The sequence below is a fragment of the Knoellia remsis genome (assembly GCF_003002895.1).
Classification (GTDB): Bacteria; Actinomycetota; Actinomycetes; order Actinomycetales; family Dermatophilaceae; genus Knoellia; species Knoellia remsis.
The window spans coordinates 96,931-116,641 of sequence record NZ_PVTI01000010.1 but is presented as its reverse complement, the minus strand read 5'-3'; the positions used below and the strand labels follow the sequence as shown (position 1 = coordinate 116,641).

At 70.2% G+C, this 19,711-nt stretch carries 16 protein-coding genes and 1 pseudogene; all 17 read right to left on the bottom strand.

Annotated elements, in window-relative coordinates; genetic code table 11:
- Nucleotides 1-54: 54 nt before the first annotated feature.
- Nucleotides 55-1,050, bottom strand: coding sequence for a polyprenyl synthetase family protein (locus BCF74_RS08005; protein ID WP_106297424.1), 996 nt, complete (start codon nucleotides 1,048-1,050; stop codon nucleotides 55-57).
- Between the two features lie 250 nt (nucleotides 1,051-1,300).
- Complete coding sequence (gene nuoN / locus BCF74_RS08000; protein WP_106297437.1) at nucleotides 1,301-2,914, bottom strand: NADH-quinone oxidoreductase subunit NuoN; 1,614 nt, start codon at nucleotides 2,912-2,914, stop codon at nucleotides 1,301-1,303.
- A gap of 11 nt (nucleotides 2,915-2,925) precedes the next feature.
- A complete protein-coding gene (locus BCF74_RS07995) occupies nucleotides 2,926-4,488 on the bottom strand; it encodes an NADH-quinone oxidoreductase subunit M (protein WP_106297423.1) in 1,563 nt (520 codons plus the stop codon).
- Nucleotides 4,488-6,419, bottom strand: a complete 1,932-nt coding sequence (nuoL, locus tag BCF74_RS07990) for an NADH-quinone oxidoreductase subunit L (protein WP_106297422.1) — start codon at nucleotides 6,417-6,419, stop codon at nucleotides 4,488-4,490. The genes BCF74_RS07995 and nuoL overlap by 1 nt, the downstream gene beginning before the upstream one ends.
- A gap of 12 nt (nucleotides 6,420-6,431) precedes the next feature.
- Nucleotides 6,432-6,731: an NADH-quinone oxidoreductase subunit NuoK gene (gene nuoK, locus BCF74_RS07985; protein WP_106297421.1), complete on the bottom strand. Its 300-nt coding sequence runs from the start codon at nucleotides 6,729-6,731 to the stop codon at nucleotides 6,432-6,434.
- Nucleotides 6,728-7,603 (bottom strand): NADH-quinone oxidoreductase subunit J, encoded by an 876-nt coding sequence (locus BCF74_RS07980; RefSeq protein WP_106297420.1) that lies wholly within the window; start codon nucleotides 7,601-7,603, stop codon nucleotides 6,728-6,730. The genes nuoK and BCF74_RS07980 overlap by 4 nt, the downstream gene beginning before the upstream one ends.
- Nucleotides 7,600-8,262 carry an NADH-quinone oxidoreductase subunit NuoI gene (gene nuoI, locus BCF74_RS07975; protein WP_106297419.1) on the bottom strand — a complete coding sequence of 221 codons (663 nt, stop codon included), beginning with the start codon at nucleotides 8,260-8,262 and terminating at the stop codon, nucleotides 7,600-7,602. Before nuoI ends, BCF74_RS07980 begins: the two co-directional genes overlap by 4 nt.
- Nucleotides 8,255-9,799, bottom strand: coding sequence for an NADH-quinone oxidoreductase subunit NuoH (gene nuoH / locus BCF74_RS07970; RefSeq protein WP_106297418.1), 1,545 nt, complete (start codon nucleotides 9,797-9,799; stop codon nucleotides 8,255-8,257). The genes nuoI and nuoH overlap by 8 nt, the downstream gene beginning before the upstream one ends.
- Nucleotides 9,796-12,372: an NADH-quinone oxidoreductase subunit G gene (locus tag BCF74_RS07965; RefSeq protein ID WP_106297417.1), complete on the bottom strand. Its 2,577-nt coding sequence runs from the start codon at nucleotides 12,370-12,372 to the stop codon at nucleotides 9,796-9,798. Before BCF74_RS07965 ends, nuoH begins: the two co-directional genes overlap by 4 nt.
- Nucleotides 12,369-13,682: an NADH-quinone oxidoreductase subunit NuoF gene (gene nuoF, locus BCF74_RS07960; protein WP_106297416.1), complete on the bottom strand. Its 1,314-nt coding sequence runs from the start codon at nucleotides 13,680-13,682 to the stop codon at nucleotides 12,369-12,371. Before nuoF ends, BCF74_RS07965 begins: the two co-directional genes overlap by 4 nt.
- Entirely contained in the window at nucleotides 13,679-13,933 is a 255-nt protein-coding gene (locus BCF74_RS17975; RefSeq protein WP_483868521.1) for a sunset domain-containing protein, read from the bottom strand. The genes nuoF and BCF74_RS17975 overlap by 4 nt, the downstream gene beginning before the upstream one ends.
- A gap of 501 nt (nucleotides 13,934-14,434) precedes the next feature.
- Nucleotides 14,435-15,241, bottom strand: a pseudogene (gene nuoE / locus BCF74_RS17950) (NADH-quinone oxidoreductase subunit NuoE); the annotation flags it as partial.
- A complete protein-coding gene (locus tag BCF74_RS07950; RefSeq protein WP_106297415.1) occupies nucleotides 15,241-16,665 on the bottom strand; it encodes an NADH-quinone oxidoreductase subunit D in 1,425 nt (474 codons plus the stop codon). The pseudogene nuoE and the gene BCF74_RS07950, both read right to left, overlap by 1 nt.
- Nucleotides 16,665-17,366 carry an NADH-quinone oxidoreductase subunit C gene (locus tag BCF74_RS07945; RefSeq protein ID WP_106297436.1) on the bottom strand — a complete coding sequence of 234 codons (702 nt, stop codon included), beginning with the start codon at nucleotides 17,364-17,366 and terminating at the stop codon, nucleotides 16,665-16,667. The genes BCF74_RS07950 and BCF74_RS07945 overlap by 1 nt, the downstream gene beginning before the upstream one ends.
- A 257-nt stretch (nucleotides 17,367-17,623) precedes the next feature.
- Nucleotides 17,624-18,220 (bottom strand): NuoB/complex I 20 kDa subunit family protein, encoded by a 597-nt coding sequence (locus BCF74_RS07940; protein WP_106297414.1) that lies wholly within the window; start codon nucleotides 18,218-18,220, stop codon nucleotides 17,624-17,626.
- 71 nt (nucleotides 18,221-18,291) lie between these two features.
- Nucleotides 18,292-18,654 (bottom strand): NADH-quinone oxidoreductase subunit A, encoded by a 363-nt coding sequence (locus tag BCF74_RS07935; protein ID WP_106297413.1) that lies wholly within the window; start codon nucleotides 18,652-18,654, stop codon nucleotides 18,292-18,294.
- On the bottom strand, nucleotides 18,651-19,607 hold the full coding sequence (locus BCF74_RS07930; RefSeq protein WP_106297412.1) for a hypothetical protein: 957 nt from the start codon (nucleotides 19,605-19,607) through the stop codon (nucleotides 18,651-18,653). The genes BCF74_RS07935 and BCF74_RS07930 overlap by 4 nt, the downstream gene beginning before the upstream one ends.
- Between the last annotated feature and the right edge of the window lie 104 nt (nucleotides 19,608-19,711).

Here is a 19,711-nt window from a genome sequence, read left to right as displayed (position 1 = left end):
GGCGCGGTCGGTGACCGACGTCGCGAAGGCGAGCAGCGGCACCTTCGCGTCCGGTCAGGAGGCGCGGTCGGTGACCGACGTCGCGAGGGCGAGCAGCGCCGCCTTCGCCTCGCTGTCGGGGAGAGAGCCAAGGGCATCCTGCGCCTCGGCACCCACAGCGCGGGTCTCGGCACGCGCCTGTTCGAGGGCCGGGTGGGCACGGAGCAGCTCCAGTGCCTCCGCCACGTGCGCGTCATCGGCACTCAGGTCCGAGCGGAGCAGGGCCTGCAGGTGCCGGTCGGCGGGGTCGGTCGACTCCAGCGCGCGAAGCACGGCGAGAGTGCGCTTGCCCTCGCGCAGGTCCGTGCCCGGGGTCTTGCCGAGCTCTTCGGCGGAGGACTCGATGTCGATGAGGTCGTCGGCGAGCTGGAACGCCATGCCGAGCCGTTCGCCGTAGACCCGCATCGTCTCGACGACGTCGTCCGAGCAGCCACCGAACATCGCACCGAACCGTGCCGACGTCGCAATGAGCACGCCGGTCTTGTCCTCGAGGACGCGCAGGTAGTAGTCACCGGGCGACTCCCCCGTTCCCTCCGGTGCCTGCCGGTCGTCGCGGATCTGACCCGTGCACAGCCGGATGAACGTCTCGGCCTGGATCCGCACGGCCTCCGGTCCCAGCTCAGCGACGAGCGCCGACGCATGGCCGAAGAGCAGGTCACCGACGAGGATGGCCGTGGAGTTGCCGTATGCCGTGTTGGCCGTCGGGGTGCCACGGCGCAGCTCGGCCTCGTCCATGACGTCGTCGTGGTAGAGCGACGCGAGGTGCGTCAGCTCCACCGCCGCGGCGGCGGTGACGACGGCATCGGAGACCCCGTCACCGAGCTCGGAGGCGAGGATCGTGAGCATCGGCCGGAACCGCTTGCCACCGGCGCGCAGCAGGTGGACGTTGGCCTCGGCGATGAACGGGTCGTCATGGTCGATGCGCGACTCGATGAGTGCTTCAACGCGGGCGAGCCCGTCGACGAGGCGGGCACGCAGCTCGTCCGAGACCTCCGGGAGCGTGAGCGTCACCGGAGCCCCGCCGAACTCGCCCGTGGGGCACGCGTCACAAGACTCGCCACAGGACGCACCACAAAACTCGGCACAGGGCGCGCCACAAGCCCCGCCACAGGGCGCACGACAAATCTCGTCACACGGCGCACTAGAAGACTCACCACAGGGCGCGCCGCAAGACTCGCCGCAGGGCGCGTCACATGGCTCGCCACAGGGCGCGCCACGAGACTCGACACGGGGCGCGCCACGAGACTCGACACGGGGCGCGTCACTGGAGGAACTGCGACACCCGGCCGGCCAGGTCGAGGACCGGGCCGGGGACGATGCCGAGGACGACCGTGGCGATGACACCGACGGTGATCGCGACCGTCGACGCGACCGACGGCGTGAGCGCGGCGACGTCGTCACCGGTGGGCTCGGTGAAGTACATGAGCACGATGATCCGGAAGTAGACGAACGCCGTCACCGCCGACGCGAGGACACCGACGACGACCATGACGACACCGGCGAGCCCGCCGTGCGCAACCGCGGGTGCGAACGCGGCGAACTTCGCGGTGAAGCCCGACGTGAGCGGGATCCCGGCGAAGGCGAGGAGCAGCAACGCGAAGATGCCGGCGACGACCGGGTGGCGCCGGCCGAGGCCGGCCCACTGCGACAGGTGCGTCGCCTCGGAGCCGCCGGAGCGGACGAGCGAGACGATCGCGAAGGCCGCGATCGTGGCCAGGCCGTAGGCGACGAGGTAGAACATCACGCCCGAGACGCCGGTGCGGTCGTAGGCCAGCACGCCGACGAGGATGAAGCCGGCGTGTGCGACGGACGAGTACGCGAGGAGCCGCTTGACGTCGGTCTGCGTCACCGACAACACGGCGCCGACGACCATGGTGAGGACGGCGACGGTGGCGACACCGAGGCGCCACTCGAGACGCGAGCCCTCGACGCCGACATACGCGAGACGGAGCAGCGCACCAAAGGCAGCGAGCTTCGTCGCGGCGGCCATGAAGCCGGTGACCGGGGTGGGCGCACCCTGGTAGGCGTCCGGCGTCCACGAGTGGAACGGCACGGCACCGACCTTGAAGAGCAGGCCGACGAGCGTCAGCACGACACCGGGGAGGAGCAGACCCTCGAGGTCACCGTTCGAGGCGGAGATGGCCTGCGCGATGGCGCCGAGGTCGGAGGAACCGGCGTAGCCGTAGAGCAGCGCCGCACCGAAGAGGAAGAACGCCGACGAGAAGGCGCCGAGGAGGAAGTACTTCAGCGACGCCTCTTGCGACAGCAGCCGGCGACGACGGGCGAGGCCGGTCAGGACGTAGAGCGGCAGCGACAGGATCTCGAGCGCGACGAACATCGTGATGAGGTCGTTCGACGCGACGAACATGAGCATGCCGAACATCGCGAACATCGTCAGCGGGAAGGCCTCCGAGGTCGCGAACCCTGCGCGGTCCGCGGCGGCCTCGGCGGGCGAGCCCGGGGTCGCGGCACCCATGGGGGTGAACGCGTCGGCCGACCGGCCGCCGAACCGCTCCGACATCGTCAACACGCCGAGCACGCCGAAGAGCAGCAGCGTGCCCTGCATGAAGAGTGCGGGTCCGTCGATGACGATCGAGCCGCCGGCGGTGACGGCCTGGTCGTCGACCGAGACGAGCACGAGCACGAGGAAGGCGGCAACGAGTCCGGCAAGGGCCAGCCCGACCTGCACCGTGTGTCGCACGGCCCGCGGTGCGAACGCCTCGACGAGCACCCCGACGAGGGCGGTGCCGACGACGATGAGCATCGGCGCCACGGCCGAGTACGCCACGGGCACCGGGGCGAACGCCGCACCCGGGACGGTCGTCTCGAAGCCGACCGACGCCGGAAGGGCCGGGAGGGCCGGAAGGGCGGACATCAGGGCGGCGGTCACTGGGCACTCCCGGTGGCGTTGGTCGGGGCCGGGTCGGAGACGCCGACGAGCTGGAGCGTCTGCTGCACGGCCGGGCTGACGAGGTCGAGCACCGGCTTCGGGTAGATCCCGAGGACGAGGAACGACGCGATGATCGGGACGACGACGATCCGCTCGCGCAGCCCGAGGTCGCGGGGCGCGGTGACGCCGGATCCGGCGTCCGAGAACGTCGGACGCGGCCCGGTGAAGACCCGCTTGTACATGAGCAGGATGTACAGCGCGGCGAGGACGATGCCCAGCGTCGAGATCGCAGCCACCCACGGGTAGCGCTGGAACGTCCCGGCGAGCACGAGGAACTCCGAGACGTAGCTCGACAGCCCCGGCAGCGCGAGCGACGACAGCCCGGCGACGAGGAACGTCCCGGCGAGGACCGGGGTGACCCGCTGCCAGCCGCCGTAGTCGGCGAGGCGCTGCGACCCGTGGCGGGCGATGAGGAACCCGGCGAGGAGGAACAGCCCGGCGGTCGAGAAGCCGTGGTTGATCATGTAGAGCGCCGAGCCGTTGCCGGCCGTCGAGGTCATCGCGAAGATGCCGAGGACGATGAAGCCGAAGTGGCTGATCGACGTGAAGGCGATGAGCCGCATGATGTCGCGCGAGCCGATGGCGAGGAGGGCGCCATACAGGATCGAGATCACGGCGAGCGTGATGACGACCGGCGTCGCCCACTTCGACGCCTCGGGGAAGAAGCCGAGACAGAACCGGATCATGCCGAAGGTGCCGACCTTGTCGAGGACACCGACGAGCAGCACCGCAGTCGCCGGACGCGCCTCGGCGGCGGCATCGGGCAGCCAGGTGTGCACCGGCCACATGGGCGCCTTGATGGCGAGGGCGATGAAGAAGCCGATGAACATCCAGCGTTGCGCGGCGGTCGAGCCGCCGACGTTGCCCTCGAGCACCTCGTAGAGGAAGCCCTGCTCCCCGCCGGGCCCGTAGATGTAGAGCGCGATGACGGCGACGAGCATGATGAGCCCGCCGGCGAGGGAGAAGAGGATGAACTTCACGGCGGCGTACTGCCGGCGCGGGCCACCGAAGAGCCCGATGAGGAAGTACACCGGGATGAGCATGGCCTCGAAGAAGACGTAGAAGAGGAAGACGTCGCGCGCCGCGAAGACACCCACCATGAAGGTGAGCAGCGTGAGCATGAGCGCGAAGTACGTCTTGGTCCGCTTCGGGTCGTCACCGTCGGGGGTGCCCTCGAGGTCGTTCCACGCCGCGAGCAGGCAGACCGGGGTGAGGATCGCCGCCATCACGATGAGCGAGAGCGCGATCCCGTCCACACCCACGGCATACGAGACCCCGAACTGCGGAATCCACGAGTGCGTCTCGGTGAGCTGGTAGCGCTCGCTCGAGCCGGAGTCGAACCGCGCCCATGCCACCAGGGCCAGCGCCAGCGTGACGAGCGAGGTGCCCAGCGCGATGGGCCGGGCGAGGCGTGCCGAGCCGGCCGGGAGCAGCGCGATGACCGCCGCGCCGACGAGCGGCACGACCATCATGATCGTGAGCAGGGGCAGGTCGTTCATCAGTTCATCACCCACAGTGCTCCGAGGACGGCGACGACGCCGGTGAGCATCGTCAGGGCATAGGACCGGGCGTATCCGGTCTGGATGCGACGCAAGCGCGAGGACAGCCCGCCGACCGTGGCGGCGAGCGAGCCGACGAGACCGTCGACGCCCTTGCCGTCGGTGAAGACGAGCGCGCGGGTCAGGTGGGTCCCGGGCCGCATGAACAGGCCCTCGTTGATGGCGTCCTGGTAGAGGTCGGCGCGCGCGGCCTGGGTCGCGAGGGAACCGCGCGGAGCGACCTGCGGGACCTCGTCGCGCCAGTAGAGCATCCACGCGTACGCCGCACCTGCGGCGACGAGGAGCATCGTGAGACCGATGAGGACGGGCACCGGCAGCACCGGGTGCTCCTCACCGTGGCCGCCGGTGACCGGCTCGAGCCACGAGGTGAACATGCCACCCCACGACAGGACGAGGCCCAGGAGGCCGGAGCCGACGGCGAGGACCATCATCGGGATCGTCATCGTCAGCGGCGACTCGTGCGGGTGCACGTCGTCGGTCCAGCGCTTCTTCCCGTGGAAGGTCATGAAGAACAGGCGCGACATGTAGAACGCGGTGATCCCGGCGCCCAGGAGCGCGATGCCGCCGAGGACCCACGGGCGCCAGCCCTCGCCGATGAACGCGGCCTCGATGATCTTGTCCTTGGACCAGAAGCCCGAGAACGGCGGGACACCGAGGATGGCGAGCCAGCCGAGCGCGAACGTCGCCCAGGTGATCTTCATGGCACCGGAGAGCCCACCGAAGCGGCGCATGTCGACCTGGTCGTTCATGCCGTGCATGACCGAGCCGGCGCCGAGGAACATGCCGGCCTTGAAGAAGCCGTGGGTGATGAGGTGGAAGATCGCGAACGCGTAGCCGACCGGGCCGAGACCCGCGGCGAGCATCATGTAGCCGATCTGCGACATCGTCGAGGCGGCGAGCGCCTTCTTGATGTCGTCCTTGGCGCAGCCGACGATCGCACCGTAGAGGAGCGTGATCGCACCGACGATGGCGACGGCGAGCTGCGCGTTGGGTGCGGCGTCGAAGACGGCGTTGGAGCGGACGATGAGGTAGACGCCGGCGGTGACCATCGTCGCCGCGTGGATGAGCGCGGACACCGGGGTCGGGCCGGCCATGGCGTCACCGAGCCAGGACTGCAGCGGGAACTGCGCGGACTTCGCACAGGCGCCGACGAGCAGGAGCAGGCCGAGCACCGTCATCGCGGTCGAGCCCGCCTCCGCAGCCCCGGCGTTGACCGTGGCGAAGTCGACCGAGCCGAACGTCGCGAACATGAACATGATCGCGATCGACATGCCGACGTCACCGACGCGGTTGACGAAGAACGCCTTGTTCGCGGCCGTCGCATACGCGGGGTTGTGGTTCCAGAAGCCGATGAGCAGGTACGACGCGAGACCCACGCCCTCCCAGCCGACGAAGAGCAGCAGGTAGGAGTCGGCCAGCACGAGCAGCAACATCGCCGCGACGAAGAGGTTGAGGTAGGCGAAGAACCTCCGCCGGTCGGGGTCGTGCTCCATGTAGCCGATCGAGTACACGTGGATGAGCGACCCGACGAAGGTGATGAGCAGGACGAACGACACGGACAGCTGGTCGACGAGCAGCCCGGTCTCGAGCTGGAACTGTCCGGCCGGGACCCAGTTCCAGCCACCGACGCTCATGGCGCGCTCCTCGGCGCCGCGGCCGATCATCGACAGCGTGATGAGCAGACCGAGGACGAAGCTCGCCCACGACAGCGCGGTCGCGAGGTAGTGGCCCCAGGCGTTCGTCGCCTTGCCACCGAGGAGGAGGATGCCGGCGCCGAGGAGGGGCAGGCCGATGAGCAGCCATGCGTATGCCGTGATGCCGGTGGCCGCGGCCACCTCGGCTTCCGCGGCGAGCAGTGCAGATGCGTTCACGAGTGTTGCCCCTTAGAGCTTCAGCAGGTTGGCGTCGTCGACCGAGGCCGACCGGCGGGCACGGAAGATCGCCATGATGATGGCGAGTCCGACGACGACCTCCGCTGCGGCGACGACCATGACGAACAGGGCGATGACCTGACCGTCGAGGTTGCCGTTCATGCGGGCGAAGGTGACGAACGCGAGGTTCGCGGCGTTGAGCATGAGCTCGACACCCATGAACACGACGATGGCGTTGCGCCGGGTGAGGACCGTCGCGCCGCCGATGACGAAGAGCAGCGTCGCGAGGTAGATGTAGTTGATCAGGCTCATCGCGAGGTGTCCTCCGTGCCGTCCGTCGGACCGTCCGTATGCCGGGTGCGCTCCTCGGCGTCCGTCGCGCCGTCGCGCTCCGGTCGGGTTGGCGCCTCGCCGTCACGGTCGGTGCTGATGTCACGCTCGATCTCGCGCTCGGCCTCGACCCACGGCGTGGCCGAGCCGACCTGGTCGCGGGCGGTGAGGACGCGGGAGACGGAGAGCTCGCTCGGGTTGCCGTCGGGCAGCAGCGCCGGGGTGTCGACCGCGTTGTGGCGGGCGTAGACACCGGGGGCCGGCAGGCCGGCGACGTTCTCGTTGGAGCGGATCCGACGCTCGGCCCAGGTGCGCTGGTCGGGACGCTGGCCGAGGCGCTCGCGGTGCGCGAGCACCATCGCCGCGAGGGCGGCGGTGATGAGCAGCGCCGACGTGGCCTCGAAGACCCAGACATAACGGCCGAAGATGAGCGCGGCGACGCCGGAGACGTTGCCCGGGTCGGTGTTGACCGCGTCGAGCCTCCCTGCGGCGTCGTCGGGGACGACGATGCGGCCGAGGGCGGCGGCGAGGAGGACGCCGAGGCCGAGCGAGAGCACGACGGTGGCGGCGCGCTGGCCCTTGAGGGTTTCGACGATGCTGTCCGAGGAGTCGACGCCGACGAGCATGACGACGAAGAGGAAGAGCATCATCACGGCGCCGGTGTAGACGAAGATCTGGATGACACCGAGGAAGTCCGCGTCCTGGGCGAGGTAGAAGACGCCGAGGATGACCATCGTCAGCGCCATGCCGAGGGCCGCGTGGACGGCCTTGCGGGCGAAGATGAGGCCGAGCGAGCCGGCGACGGCGATGGGGGCGAGGATCCAGAAGAGGACCGCTTCTCCTGAGCCGGTCATCGGGTGCTCTCCTTCGCGGCGGCGGCGACCTGGTCGGCGCCAGTGGCCTCAGCGGACTGCGTCGCGTCGGTCGACACGTGGTGCTCCTCGACCCATTCGCGCTGGGCGGGAGTGGCCTCGGTGACCTTGCCGAGGTAGTAGTCGCGCTCCTCCATGCCCTGCACCATCGGGTGCGGCGGCTGCACCATCCCGGCCTGGAGCGGGGCGAGCAGCTGCTCCTTGGTGAAGATGAGGTCGGCGCGGTTGTCGTCGGCGATCTCGTACTCGTTCGTCATCGTCAGCGCGCGCGTCGGGCAGGCCTCGATGCACAGGCCGCAGAAGATGCAGCGCAGGTAGTTGATCTGGTAGATCCGGCCGTACCGCTCCCCCGGGGAGAACCGCTGGCCATCGGCGTCGTCGTTGTTGGCGCCCTCGACGAGGATCGCGTCCGCCGGGCAGGCCCAGGCGCACAGCTCGCAGCCGACGCACTTCTCGAGACCGTCGGGGTGACGGTTGAGCTGGTGGCGGCCGTGGAAGCGCTGGGCGGTGGGGCGCTTCTCCTCGGGGTACTGGACGGTGGCGACCTTGCGGAACATCGTCGCGAAGGTCACCCCGAACCCACCCACGGGTGCGAAGAGGTCGGAGAAGAACCCGCCCTTCTTCTGGGAGTCGTCAGCCACGGGGGCCCTCCTTGTCGGTGAAGTCGAACTCGCGCGGACCGCTCGGGCGGTCCGTCGCGTCGCCGGCGGCACCGCCACCGGCCCTGCCGCCACCCGCCGAACCGTCGCGGCTGGTCACGTCGCCGGCCGCGGGACGCGCGCCGGGAAGCGCAGGTGCGCCGACGCTCGCGGTCTCGCGCAGCCGCTGACCGGGCAGCGGAGGCACGACGAACCCACCGGCATACGGGTCGATCTCCTCCGGCGGCGCCTGGTTCTCCAGCGCCTCCTTCTCGGCCGCCTTGCGCTCCCAGATGCTGAAGGCACCGAAGACGAGCACGACGACGATGGCGGTGAAGATCAGGGACGCGATCGGGACGCGGACCGAGCCGAGCTCGAGCGCACTGTCGCCGAACCAGCCGTTGCGGGCGGCGCGGAAGAACGCGATGAGGACGACCCAGGCGAGCGTCGCCGGGATGAGGAACTTCCACCCGAAGCGCATGAACTGGTCGTAGCGGGTGCGGGGCAGCGAGCCGCGCAGCCACACGAAGACGAACATGAACATCCAGAGCTTCATGGTGAACCAGAGCAGGCCCCACCAGCCCTCGTTGAACATGCCGTCGTTGATCGCCGCGATGCCGGGAGGTGCCTGCCAGCCGCCGAGGAACATCGTCGTCGCGAGCGCGGCAACGGTGAACATGTTGATGTACTCGCCGAGGAAGAACATCGCGAAGCGCATCGAGCCGTACTCGGTGTGGAAGCCACCGGTGAGCTCGCCCTCGCCCTCGGCGAGGTCGAAGGGCAGGCGGTTGGTCTCGCCGACCATCGTGATGACGTAGACGAAGAAGCTGAAGAACAGCGGCAGGACGAACCACATCGAGCGCTGGGCGCTGACGATCTGCGACGTCGACATCGAGTTGCTGTAGAGGAAGACGGCGACGAGCGAGAGGCCCATCGCGATCTCGTAGGAGATCATCTGCGCCGAGCTGCGCAGGCCACCCATGAGCGGGTACGGCGAGCCCGAGGACCAGCCCGCGAGGACGACGCCGTAGATGCCGATGCCCGCGATCGCGAGGACGAAGAGCACGGCGATGGGGGTGTCGGCGAGCTGCAGCGGCGTGCGGTGGCCGAACATGCTCACCTCACCGGCGAGCGGGATGATCGCGAAGCCGATGAAGCACATCGTCGCCGTGATGAGCGGCGCGAGGGTGAAGACGAACCGGTCCGCCTTGGCGGGAGTGTTGTCCTCCTTGAGCATCGACTTCATGCCGTCGGCGAGCGTCTGCAGGAGGCCGAACGGGCCGTTGCGGTTCGGGCCGGGACGCTGCTGCATCCGGCCGATGACGCGCCGCTCGAACCAGATGACCATGAGGGTCGAGACGAGCAGGTAGACGAAGATCAGCAGCGCCTTGACGAGCGAGAGCCACCACGGGGTGTCGGAGAAGTCGGCAGCGGGGTTGTCCTTGCCTTCCGCGGCGAGCGTCGACAGCGCCTGTATGCCGGTCAGCGCGGAGTCGGAGTACGTCCCGACCGCGTCGTGGAGCGCGAGAAGAGTGCTCATCGGGTGCCTTCCTGGTCCGCGGTGCTGTCCACGATGGTGCTGTCCACGGTGGCGCTGTCGTCCATGGCGGTGCTGTCCACGTCGGCGCTCACCCTGGTCACCGCGACGCGGATGCCGGGGGCGTCGGCGAGCGCGGCGCGCAGGTCGCAGCCCGCGCTGTTGGTCGGCAGCCAGACGACGTGGTCGACCATCTCGGTGACGACGACCGGGACGGTGACGTCCGTGTCGCCCGCGGTGACGCGGACGGTGTCGCCGTCGGTGACGCCGAGCGAGTCGGCGGTGACGGCGGAGACCTTGGCGGCCGCCTTCGGGGCGGTGCCGGCGAGGAACGGCTCGCCGTCCTGGAGCCGGCCCTTGTCGAGCAGGGCCCGCCACGTCGCGAGGACGAGCTGGCCGTCCTCGGCGCTCGGGACCTCACCGGGCTCGACGCTCGGGGCGGTCGCGCGGGTGCCGGTGGCCGGGCCGATGCGCTCCATCTCGGCGCGGACCTCGGCGATGGTGCGGCAGCCGAGGAACTCGCCCATCTCGTTGGCGACCATGTCGAGGACGCGGTGGTCGCTGACGAAGCCGGTCTCGAGGGCCTGCTCGAAGGTGCGGACGCGGCCCTCCCAGTCGACGAACGAGCCGGCCTTCTCCGCGTGCGCGGCGACGGGCAGGACGACGTCGGCCCGTGCGGTGACGGCCGACTCGCGCAGCTCGAGCGAGACGACGAACGGCGCGTCGAATGCGGCCTCCCCGGCCTCACCGAGGCCGAGGTCGAGCGGCTCGACGCCGCCGACGACGAGGGCACCGAGCTCACCGCTGCGGGCGGCCTCGATGATCGCGCCCGTGTCGCGGCCGGGAGCCTCGGGCAGCGTGTCGACCTGCCAGGCGGCGGCGAGGTCGGCGCGCGCGGAAGCGTCACCGACGGCGCGGCCACCGGGCAGCAGGGTCGGGAGGGCGCCGGCCTCGAGGGCACCGCGCTCCCCCGCCCGACGCGGCACCCAGGCGAGGCGGGCACCGGTCGTCTCGGCGAGCCGGACGGCGGCGGTCAGGGCGCCGGGGACGGTGGCGAGGCGCTCGCCGACGAGGATGACGGCGCTGGCGCCCTGCTCGCGCAGTGCCTCGGCGGCCGCGCGCATCGGGTCGTCGCCCTCACCGGGCGCACCGCTGGCCGAGCCCTTGCCGAGGGCGTCGAGGACCTCGGGCTCGGTGCCGGGAGCGGTCGGGATGAGGCGACCACCGACCTTGGTGAGGCCGCGCGTCGCGAGCGGCGACACGGCATACACGCTCGTCTTGTTCTTGCGGAACGCCTTGCGCAGGCGCAGGAAGACGATGGGGCTCTCGTCCTCGGGCTCGAAGCCCGCGAGGACGACCGTCGACGCCTTCTCGAGGTCGGCGTAGGTGACGGCGCCAGAATCGGGGCCGGTCGCGACGACGTGGGAGGCGAGGAAGTCCGCCTCCTCGGCCGAGTGCGGGCGAGTGCGGAAGTCGACGTCGTTCGTGCCGAGCACGGTGCGAGCGAACTTACCGTAGGCGTAGGCGTCCTCGGCGCTGACCCGACCGCCGACGAGCACGCCGACGCTGTTCGCGTCGCGCAGCCCGGCTGCCGCGGCCTCGAGCGCCTCACGCCAGGAGGCGACGCGCAGCTCGCCGTTCTCGCGGACCATCGGCAGCTGGATGCGGTCCGGGAGGGTGGCGTAGGCGAAGGCCCAGCGACCCTTGTCGCAGTTCCACTCTTCGTTGACCGCCGGCTCGTTCGCGGCCATCCGGCGCAGCACGGTGCCGCGGCGGTGGTCGGTGCGGGTCGAGCAGCCGCTCGCGCAGTGCTCGCAGATGCTCGGCGTCGACACGAGGTCGAACGGGCGGGCGCGGAAGCGGTAGGCCGCCCCGGTGAGGGCGCCGACGGGGCAGATCTGGACGGTGTTGCCGGAGAAGTAGCTGTCGAACGGCTTCTCCTCGTAGATACCGACCTGCTGCAGTGCACCTCGCTCGACGAGCGCGATGAACGGGTCACCGGCGACCTGCTCCGAGAAGCGGGTGCAGCGAGCGCACAGGACGCAGCGCTCACGGTCGAGCAGCACCTGCGAGGAGATGTTGATCGGCTTGGGGTAGGTGCGCTTGACGTCCTCGAAGCGGGAGACGGCGCGCCCGTTGCTCATCGCCTGGTTCTGCAGGGGGCACTCGCCGCCCTTGTCGCAGACCGGGCAGTCGAGCGGGTGGTTGATGAGCAGCAGCTCCATGACACCGTGCTGGGCCTTGTCGGCGACCGGCGAGGAGTGCTGGGTCTTGACCTCCATGCCCGGCGAGACCGTCATCGTGCACGACGCCTGCGGCTTCGGCATGGGACGGAGCTGGCCGTCGGGGCCGGGCGTCGCGACCTCGACGAGGCACTGGCGGCAGGCGCCGATGGGGTCGAGCAGCGGGTGGTCGCAGAAGCGCGGGATCTCGATCCCGGCCTCCTCGGCCGCCCGGATGACGAGGGTGTTCTTGGGGACCGAGACGGGCAGGCCGTCGATGGTGAGGTCCACCATCTCGACGGCGGGCTGGTCGCCTGCCGGCGTGTCGGTCTTCTTGTCGCTTACGGCAGTCATGCGGTCACTCGGTCCTTGTGGAAGAGCGTGGACTCGGCCGGGTCGAAGGGGCAGCGGCCCTGGGTGAGGTGCGCGATGTACTCCTCGCGGAAGTACTGGATCGAGCTCGTGATCGGGCTCGTCGCGCCGTCACCGAGGGCGCAGAAGCTGCGGCCGAGGATGTTGTCGCAGATGTCGAGGAGCTTCTCGAGGTCCTCCTCGGAGCCCTGGCCGTGCTCGAGCCGGCCGAGGATCTGCTTGAGCCACCACGTGCCCTCGCGGCACGGGGTGCACTTGCCGCAGGACTCGTGCTTGTAGAAGTCGGTCCAGCGGTCGACGGCGCGCACGACACAGGTCGTCTCGTCGAAGATCTGCAGCGCGCGGGTGCCGAGCATCGAGCCCGCCGCGGCGACGGACTCGAAGTCGAGCGGCACGTCGAGGTGCTCGGCGGTGAAGAGCGGCGTCGAGGAGCCACCGGGGGTCCAGAACTTCAGTCCCTTCTCGGGGTCGCGCATGCCGCCGGCCATGTCGAGCAGCTCGCGCAGGGTGATGCCGAGCGGGGCCTCGAACTGGCCGGGGTTCTTGACGTGGCCCGAGAGGCTGAAGATGCCGAAGCCCTGCGACTTCTCGGTGCCCATGTCGGCGAACCACTCCGAGCCGTGCAGCAGGATCGGCGGCACCGACGCGATCGACTCGACGTTGTTGACGACGGTCGGGCGCGCGTAGAGACCGGCGACGGCCGGGAACGGCGGCTTGAGGCGCGGCTGGCCGCGGCGACCCTCGAGGGAGTCGAGCAGCGCCGTCTCCTCGCCGCAGATGTACGCGCCGGCGCCGGCGTGCACCGTGACGTCGAGGTCGAAGCCCGAGCCGAGGATGTTCTTGCCGAGGTAGCCCGCGGCATACGCCTCCTCGACCGCGCGCATGAGGCGCCGGTAGACGTGCACGACCTCACCACGCAGATAGATGAACGCGTGGTTGCAGCCGATCGCGAAGGACGTGATCGCGACGCCCTCGATGAGGAACTGCGGCGCGGCCATCATGAGCGGGATGTCCTTGCACGTGCCCGGCTCGGACTCGTCGGCGTTGACGACGAGGTAGCGGGGGCCGCCGTCCGGCGGGGGCAGGAAGCCCCACTTCATGCCGGTGGGGAAGCCGGCGCCGCCACGGCCACGCAGACCGGAGTCCTTCGTCATCTGGACGAGGTCCTCGGGCTTCATGTCGAGGGCCTTGCGCAGCGCCTGGTAGCCCTCGTTGTCCTCGTAGGTCGCCAGGGTCCAGCTCTGCGGGTCGTCCCAGAACTTCGTGAGGATCGGCGTCAGCGTGCTTGTCATCGCTCGTCCTTCTTGTTGCTGCGGCGCTCGCGGGCGTCGGTGAAGCCGGCGGCCTTCGCGGCCTCCGCGTCACGGAACCACACCTCGGCCTTCGTGCGCCCGTACCAGGGCGACTCGGGCGTGTGGAAGAGCATCGAGTTGGCGTTGCCCTTGATGTCCCAGCCCTGCGGGCCGGTGCCGTCGGGGCCGGCGTCGACGGTGCCCTCACCGAAGCGGGAGGTGGTGAATCCCGCTGTGTCCGTAGGCTGCACGGTCGCCGGGGTGGGCGCGCCCGCCTTCACGGTTGCACCGGTGAGCGGGTCCGCACCCTGCGGCGCAGCCTCCGCGGTGGAGGAACCGTCGTCGAAGAGCGTCGCCGGCTCGCTCTCGGCCTGGACGGTCGAGGGCGCGGGCGGCGGCTTCTGCCCGGACTTCTTCTCGCCAGCGTCACCGGCGCCGCCGGAGTCCCCGGTGGGCTTGCTGCTGTTCGACGGGGTGGCGTCGGTCGTCTTGTCGCCGGTGTCGGCGGCCTCGTCGCTGGTGCTGTCGGACTTCGCGGCGGCGTCGGCCTTGCCGCTGTCGTCGGCGGGCTTCGCGGTGCCGGCGCCGGTGCCCGCGGGGGCGTCGGCGGAGGAGTGCGCGCCACCGGTCTGCGGTTCGGCGTCGCCCTTGGCGGCGTCCTCGGCCTTGGCCGATGCCGATCCGGACGTGGCGGCGGAGTCGGCCGTCTTCGCGGGAGCGCCGTCGGTCTTGGCAGCGCCATCGGTCTTGGCTGCCCCGTCGGTCGTGCCGGCAGCGCCCGCGGACGGCGCAGAGGCTGCGGCCTCGTCACGCGGGCCGGTGTCGCCGGAGCCGGTCTCACCCTTGGTCGGGGCGGTCCAGTCGTTCTCGTGCGCGACCTCGAGGCCGACGAGCGAGGCCGGACCGGCGCCCACGCCCTCGTCGGCGAGGCCGTCCGGGAACCCGGCGAGGGTGCGCGAGACCTGCTTGAAGGTGCACACCTTGTTCGGGCCGCGGCTCGGACGCACGTCCTTGCCTGCGCGCAGGTCGTCGACGAGCTGGTTCGTCGACTCGGGCGTCTGGTTGTCGAAGAACTCCCAGTTCGCCATGACGACCGGCGCGTAGTCGCACGCGGCGTTGCACTCGATGCGCTCGAGGGTGATCTTGCCGTCCTCGGTCGTCTCGTCGTGGCCGATGCCGAGGTGCTGCGAGACCGATTCCCAGATCTCGTCGCCGCCCATGATGGCGCAGAGCGTGTTGGTGCAGACGCCGACGGTGTACTCGCCGTTGGGGTGTCGCTTGTACTGCGTGTAGAAGGTCGCGACGCCCGACACCTCGGCGCGGCTCAGCTCGAGCACCTCGGCGCAGAAGTCGATCCCGCGGCCGGTGACGTAGCCGTCGACCGACTGGACGAGGTGGAGCAGCGGCAGCAGCGCCGACCGCTTCACCGGGTAGCGCGCGATGACCTGCTCGGCGTCGGCGCGCAGCTGCGCGAGCTGCTCCGCGGCATACGCCTCCTTGGACTCCTCGGGCACCGTGAGGTGACCGGCAGCGGTCTGCAGTCCGTAGTGCTCGGCCATCAGCGGTCCACGCCTCCCATGACGGGGTCGATCGAGGCAACGGCGACGATGACGTCGGCGACCTGGCCGCCTTCGGACAGCGCGGCCACGGCCTGCAGGTTGTTGAAGCTCGGGTCCCGGAAGTGCGCCCGGTAGGGACGCGTACCGCCGTCGGAGACGATGTGGCAGCCGAGCTCACCCTTGGGCGACTCGACCGGCACGTACGCCTGGCCGGCCGGCACGCGGAAGCCCTCGGTGACGAGCTTGAAGTGGTGGATCAGGGACTCCATCGAGGTGCCCATGATCTCGCGGATGTGGTCGAGGCTGTTGCCCTGGCCGTCGCTGCCGACGGAGAGCTGGGCCGGCCACGCGATCTTCTTGTCCTCGACCATGACCGGGCCCTGGACCTTCTTGAGCCGCTCGACGCACTGCTCGACGATCTTCAGCGACTCGTACATCTCGTCGATGCGGATCCGGATGCGGTCGTAGGCGTCGGCGCCGGTGCGGGTGATGACCTCGAAGTCGTAGGTCTCGTAGCCGCAGTACGGCTCGCTCTTGCGCAGGTCGTGCGGCAGACCGGTCGAGCGCAGGATCGGCCCGGTGATGCCGAGCGCCATGCAGCCGGCAAGGTCGAGGTGACCGACGTTCTCGGTGCGGCCCTTGAGGATCGGGTTCTCGTTGAGCAGCAGCTCGAGCTCGTGCAGGCCCTTGCGCAACTCCGCCACGGTGCTCACGACCTGGTCGAGACAGCCGTGCGGGAGGTCCTGCGCGACACCACCCGGACGGATGTAGGCGTTGTTCATACGCAGGCCGGTGACCGACTCGAAGATCCGCAGGATCCGCTCGCGCTCCCGGAAGCCGACGGTCATGACGGTCGTCGCACCGAGCTCCATCCCGCCGGTGCCGAGGCACACGAGGTGGGAGTTGATGCGGGTCAGCTCCATCATGAGGACGCGGATGATGCTCGCGCGCTCCGGGATCTGGTCCTCGATGCCGAGGAGGCGCTCGATGCCGAGGCAGTAGGTGACCTCCTGGAACATCGGCGTGAGGTAGTCCATGCGCGTGCAGAACGTGACGCCCTGCACCCACGTGCGGAACTCCATGTTCTTCTCGATGCCGGTGTGCAGGTAGCCGATGCCCGCGCGGGCCTCGGTCACCGTCTCGCCGTCGAGCTCGAGGATGAGGCGGAGCACACCGTGCGTCGACGGGTGCTGCGGTCCCATGTTGACGACGATGCGCTCCTCGTGGAGGGCCGTGGCCTCGTCGACGAGGTCGCCCCAGTCGCCACCGGAGGCGTTGAAGACCCGGGCGCCGTCCTCGCGGTCGGCGTCCGTCGTGGCGTAGGGGTCGTGGCCGTGGTCACCGTCACCGAGGGCGGGGTCGAGGCCCGGGGAGTCCTGGCTCGGCGGGACGTCCTCGTAGATCGTGTCGTCGTGAATCGTCATCAGCTGTACGACCTCCGCTCGTCGGGCGGCGGCACGGTGCCGCCCTTGTACTCCACCGGGATGCCGCCCAGCGGGTAGTCCTTGCGCTGCGGGTGACCCGGCCAGTCGTCCGGCATGAGGATGCGGGTCAGCGACGGGTGGCCCTCGAAGACGATCCCGAACATGTCCCAGGTCTCGCGCTCGTGCCAGTCGGTGCCCGGCCACGTCTCGACGACAGATGGGATGCGCGGGTCGTCGTCGGGCGCGGCGACCTCGAGGCGGATGCGCCGGTTGTGGGTGATCGAGAGCAGGTGGTAGACCGCGTGCAGCTCGCGCCCGGCCTCGCCGGGGAAGTGCACCCCGGACACGCCGGTGCACATCTCGAACCGCAGTGCCGGGTCGTCGCGCAGCGCGCGAGCGACGGTCGGCAGCGCCTCCCGCTTGACGTGCAGCGTCAGCTCCCCACGGTCGACGACGACCTTCTCGATGGCCGTGCCGTATGCCGTGTCGCCGGCCGTGCCGAGCGCGGTGCCGAGCGTGTCGGTCACCTCGTCGAACCAGCCGCCGTAGGGCTTGGTCGACCCGCCGGGGAAGAGGATCGGGGTGCGCAGGCCGCCGTAGCCGGTGGTGTCGGCACCGGCCTTGGCACCGAACATGCCGCGGCGCTCGCCGATCTGCACCGGGTCGGTGTCGTCGGCCGCCTTGGCCTCGGTGAGGGCGATGTCGGCGGCCCAGAGGTCACCGGACTCGAAGGTGTCCTCGGCCTTCTCGTCGGCGTCGGGGGTGGTCGCCTCGACACCCTTGGCCTTGGCGATCTCGGGGTTGGCCGCGTCGACCTTGTCGGTCTTGGACGTGGCGGCGTCCGTCTGCGTCGTCGACGTGGGCGTGTCGCCGGGCTTGGGCCGCTTGCGGGTCGTCTCGTCGACCTCGTCCGTGGGCTTGTCGACGCTGGGCTTGTCGACGCTGGGCTTGTCGTCGCTCATGCGAGGAGGTTCCTCCCGGGCGTCGCGGTGAGGGCGCCGTGGTCGTGGGTGGGCTCCATGAGCTGGGTCGGCACGGCGCGCAGGGCGGCCTCCTCGGCGGCGCGAGCGGCCGCGATGCGGTTGACGCCGAGCTTGGAGTTCTGGATCTGGTCGTGCAGCTCGATGATCGCGTTGAGCAGCATCTCCGGCCGCGGCGGGCAGCCCGGCAGGTAGATATCGACCGGGATGATGTGGTCGACGCCCTGGACGATGGCGTAGTTGTTGAACATGCCGCCCGAGCTGGCGCAGACACCCATCGAGATGACCCACTTCGGGTTGGGCATCTGGTCGTACACCTGGCGCACGACCGGGGCCATCTTGTTGGACACGCGTCCGGCGACGATCATCAGGTCGGCCTGGCGCGGCGTCGCCGAGAAGCGCTCCATGCCGAAGCGGGCGATGTCGTAGTCCGGGGTGCCGACGGCCATCATCTCGATGGCGCAGCAGGCGAGGCCGAACGTCGCGGGCCAGATCGACGCCTTGCGCATGTAGCCGACGACGTTCTCGAGCGTCGTCAGCACGAAGCCTGCGGGCAGCTTCTCCTCGAGTCCCATCTAGAGACCCCTTCCGTTCAGGTCAAGGCGAGTTCGGCGCGCGAGGCGCGCGGCCGGCATACGAATGGTGCTCAGTCCCACTCCAGACCGCCCCGCTTCCACACGTAGGCATAGGCGACGAACACGGTGATGATGAAGAGCACCATCTCGACGAGCGCGAAGAGGCCGAGCTGGTCGAACGCCACCGCGAACGGGTAGAGGAACACCGACTCGATGTCGAAGATGATGAAGAGCATCGCCGTGAGGAAGTACTTGATCGGCACGCGACCGCCGCCCGCGGCGCGCGGCGACGGCTGGATGCCGCACTCGTAGGGCTCGGACTTCGCGCGGTTGTAGCGCTTCGGTCCGACCACGAGACTCGTCCCCACCGACAGCGCGGCGAACCCGAAGCCCAGCGCGAGAAGGAAGAGGATCGGGACGTAGGGGTTGCTCATCGCTGGTCAACTCCCCTTTCGGTGCCGGGGTGGGTGGCGGCTCGAGTCACGTGCCCCATCGTAGGGGTCGTGACGCAGGTCTCAACTGCTGCATCGGCGGTGGTCGCGACCCGGTCGAGCAGCACGCGCAGGACGCCGCCGCTCGGCAGGACGCGGCGCGTGGCGACGCCGCAGACCCAGGGCGCGTCCGCGAGGGCTGCGAGGGTGCGGGCCACGGGCGCGGGGACGTCGAACGGCAGCTGCGGCGCCGCCGGCTGCGGTGCGCCGACCATCGTCGCCCCGCTGAGCTCCCACGACGCGGGCAGCGCGGCGATCCAGCGCATGAGGACGGCGGCGCAGCGGTCGGGGGTCGCGGTCGTCGCCGGGTCGAGGGCGCCGACGCCGACGGTGACGAGACCGTCGCCGGTCGGGACGACCCAGCCGTGGCCGGGGAGGCGGGTGCCGTCGGCGGCGCGCAGCTCGGGCCAGACCTCGACGTGGTCGTCGGTGCTGCGCCGGCTCCGGAACAGCACCGTCGCCCCCACCCCCGACTGATTGCCGATTCCGTTCGCCCGGCTCCCCGACTGATTGCCGATTCCGTTCGCAGGCCCACCCGACTGATTGCCCGTTCTGGTCGCAGGCCCACCCCACTGATTGCCCGTATGGGTCGCCCGCTCACCACGCGCGGTCGCGATCGCCTCGGCGAGGACGTCACCCGGGACGGCGCGGCCGATGCCGGGGCGACCGTCGACGTCGGGCCACGGCAGCGCGACCCGCATGCCGCCGCCGATGACGCGCACCCCGGTGAGCCGGTGCCAGGCACTCGTGTCGACGCCGGCACGCTCGAGGTCGCGGACCGCGCGCGGCGTAAGCACCTGCGCGGCGTTCGAGGCACCCGTGACCACGGCGTCCGCGGATGCGCGGACGCGACCGGCGGAGAAGCCGGCGGCGGGTGGCGTGGCGGTCAACGGCATACCTTGCTTGTGAAAGTCTTCACGAGTACCCGACCTACTCTAGGCAGCCGATTTCGCGCCGTTCACTAAGGCGGACCTAACTCCGAGTCCACCCCACCCGTCAC

Coding starts and splice junctions, on each gene's coding strand:
- nuoK (WP_106297421.1), bottom strand. CDS start 6,731: ATGAGCCTGATCAACTACATCTACCTCGCGACGCTGCTCTTCGTCATC.
- nuoF (WP_106297416.1), bottom strand. CDS start 13,682: ATGACAAGCACGCTGACGCCGATCCTCACGAAGTTCTGGGACGACCCG.
- nuoN (WP_106297437.1), bottom strand. CDS start 2,914: ATGTCCGCCCTTCCGGCCCTCCCGGCCCTTCCGGCGTCGGTCGGCTTC.
- BCF74_RS07950 (WP_106297415.1), bottom strand. CDS start 16,665: ATGACGATTCACGACGACACGATCTACGAGGACGTCCCGCCGAGCCAG.
- nuoH (WP_106297418.1), bottom strand. CDS start 9,799: ATGAGCACTCTTCTCGCGCTCCACGACGCGGTCGGGACGTACTCCGAC.
- BCF74_RS07930 (WP_106297412.1), bottom strand. CDS start 19,607: ATGCCGTTGACCGCCACGCCACCCGCCGCCGGCTTCTCCGCCGGTCGC.
- BCF74_RS07935 (WP_106297413.1), bottom strand. CDS start 18,654: ATGAGCAACCCCTACGTCCCGATCCTCTTCCTTCTCGCGCTGGGCTTC.
- BCF74_RS07965 (WP_106297417.1), bottom strand. CDS start 12,372: ATGACTGCCGTAAGCGACAAGAAGACCGACACGCCGGCAGGCGACCAG.
- BCF74_RS07980 (WP_106297420.1), bottom strand. CDS start 7,603: ATGACCGGCTCAGGAGAAGCGGTCCTCTTCTGGATCCTCGCCCCCATC.
- BCF74_RS07940 (WP_106297414.1), bottom strand. CDS start 18,220: ATGGGACTCGAGGAGAAGCTGCCCGCAGGCTTCGTGCTGACGACGCTC.
- BCF74_RS07995 (WP_106297423.1), bottom strand. CDS start 4,488: ATGAACGACCTGCCCCTGCTCACGATCATGATGGTCGTGCCGCTCGTC.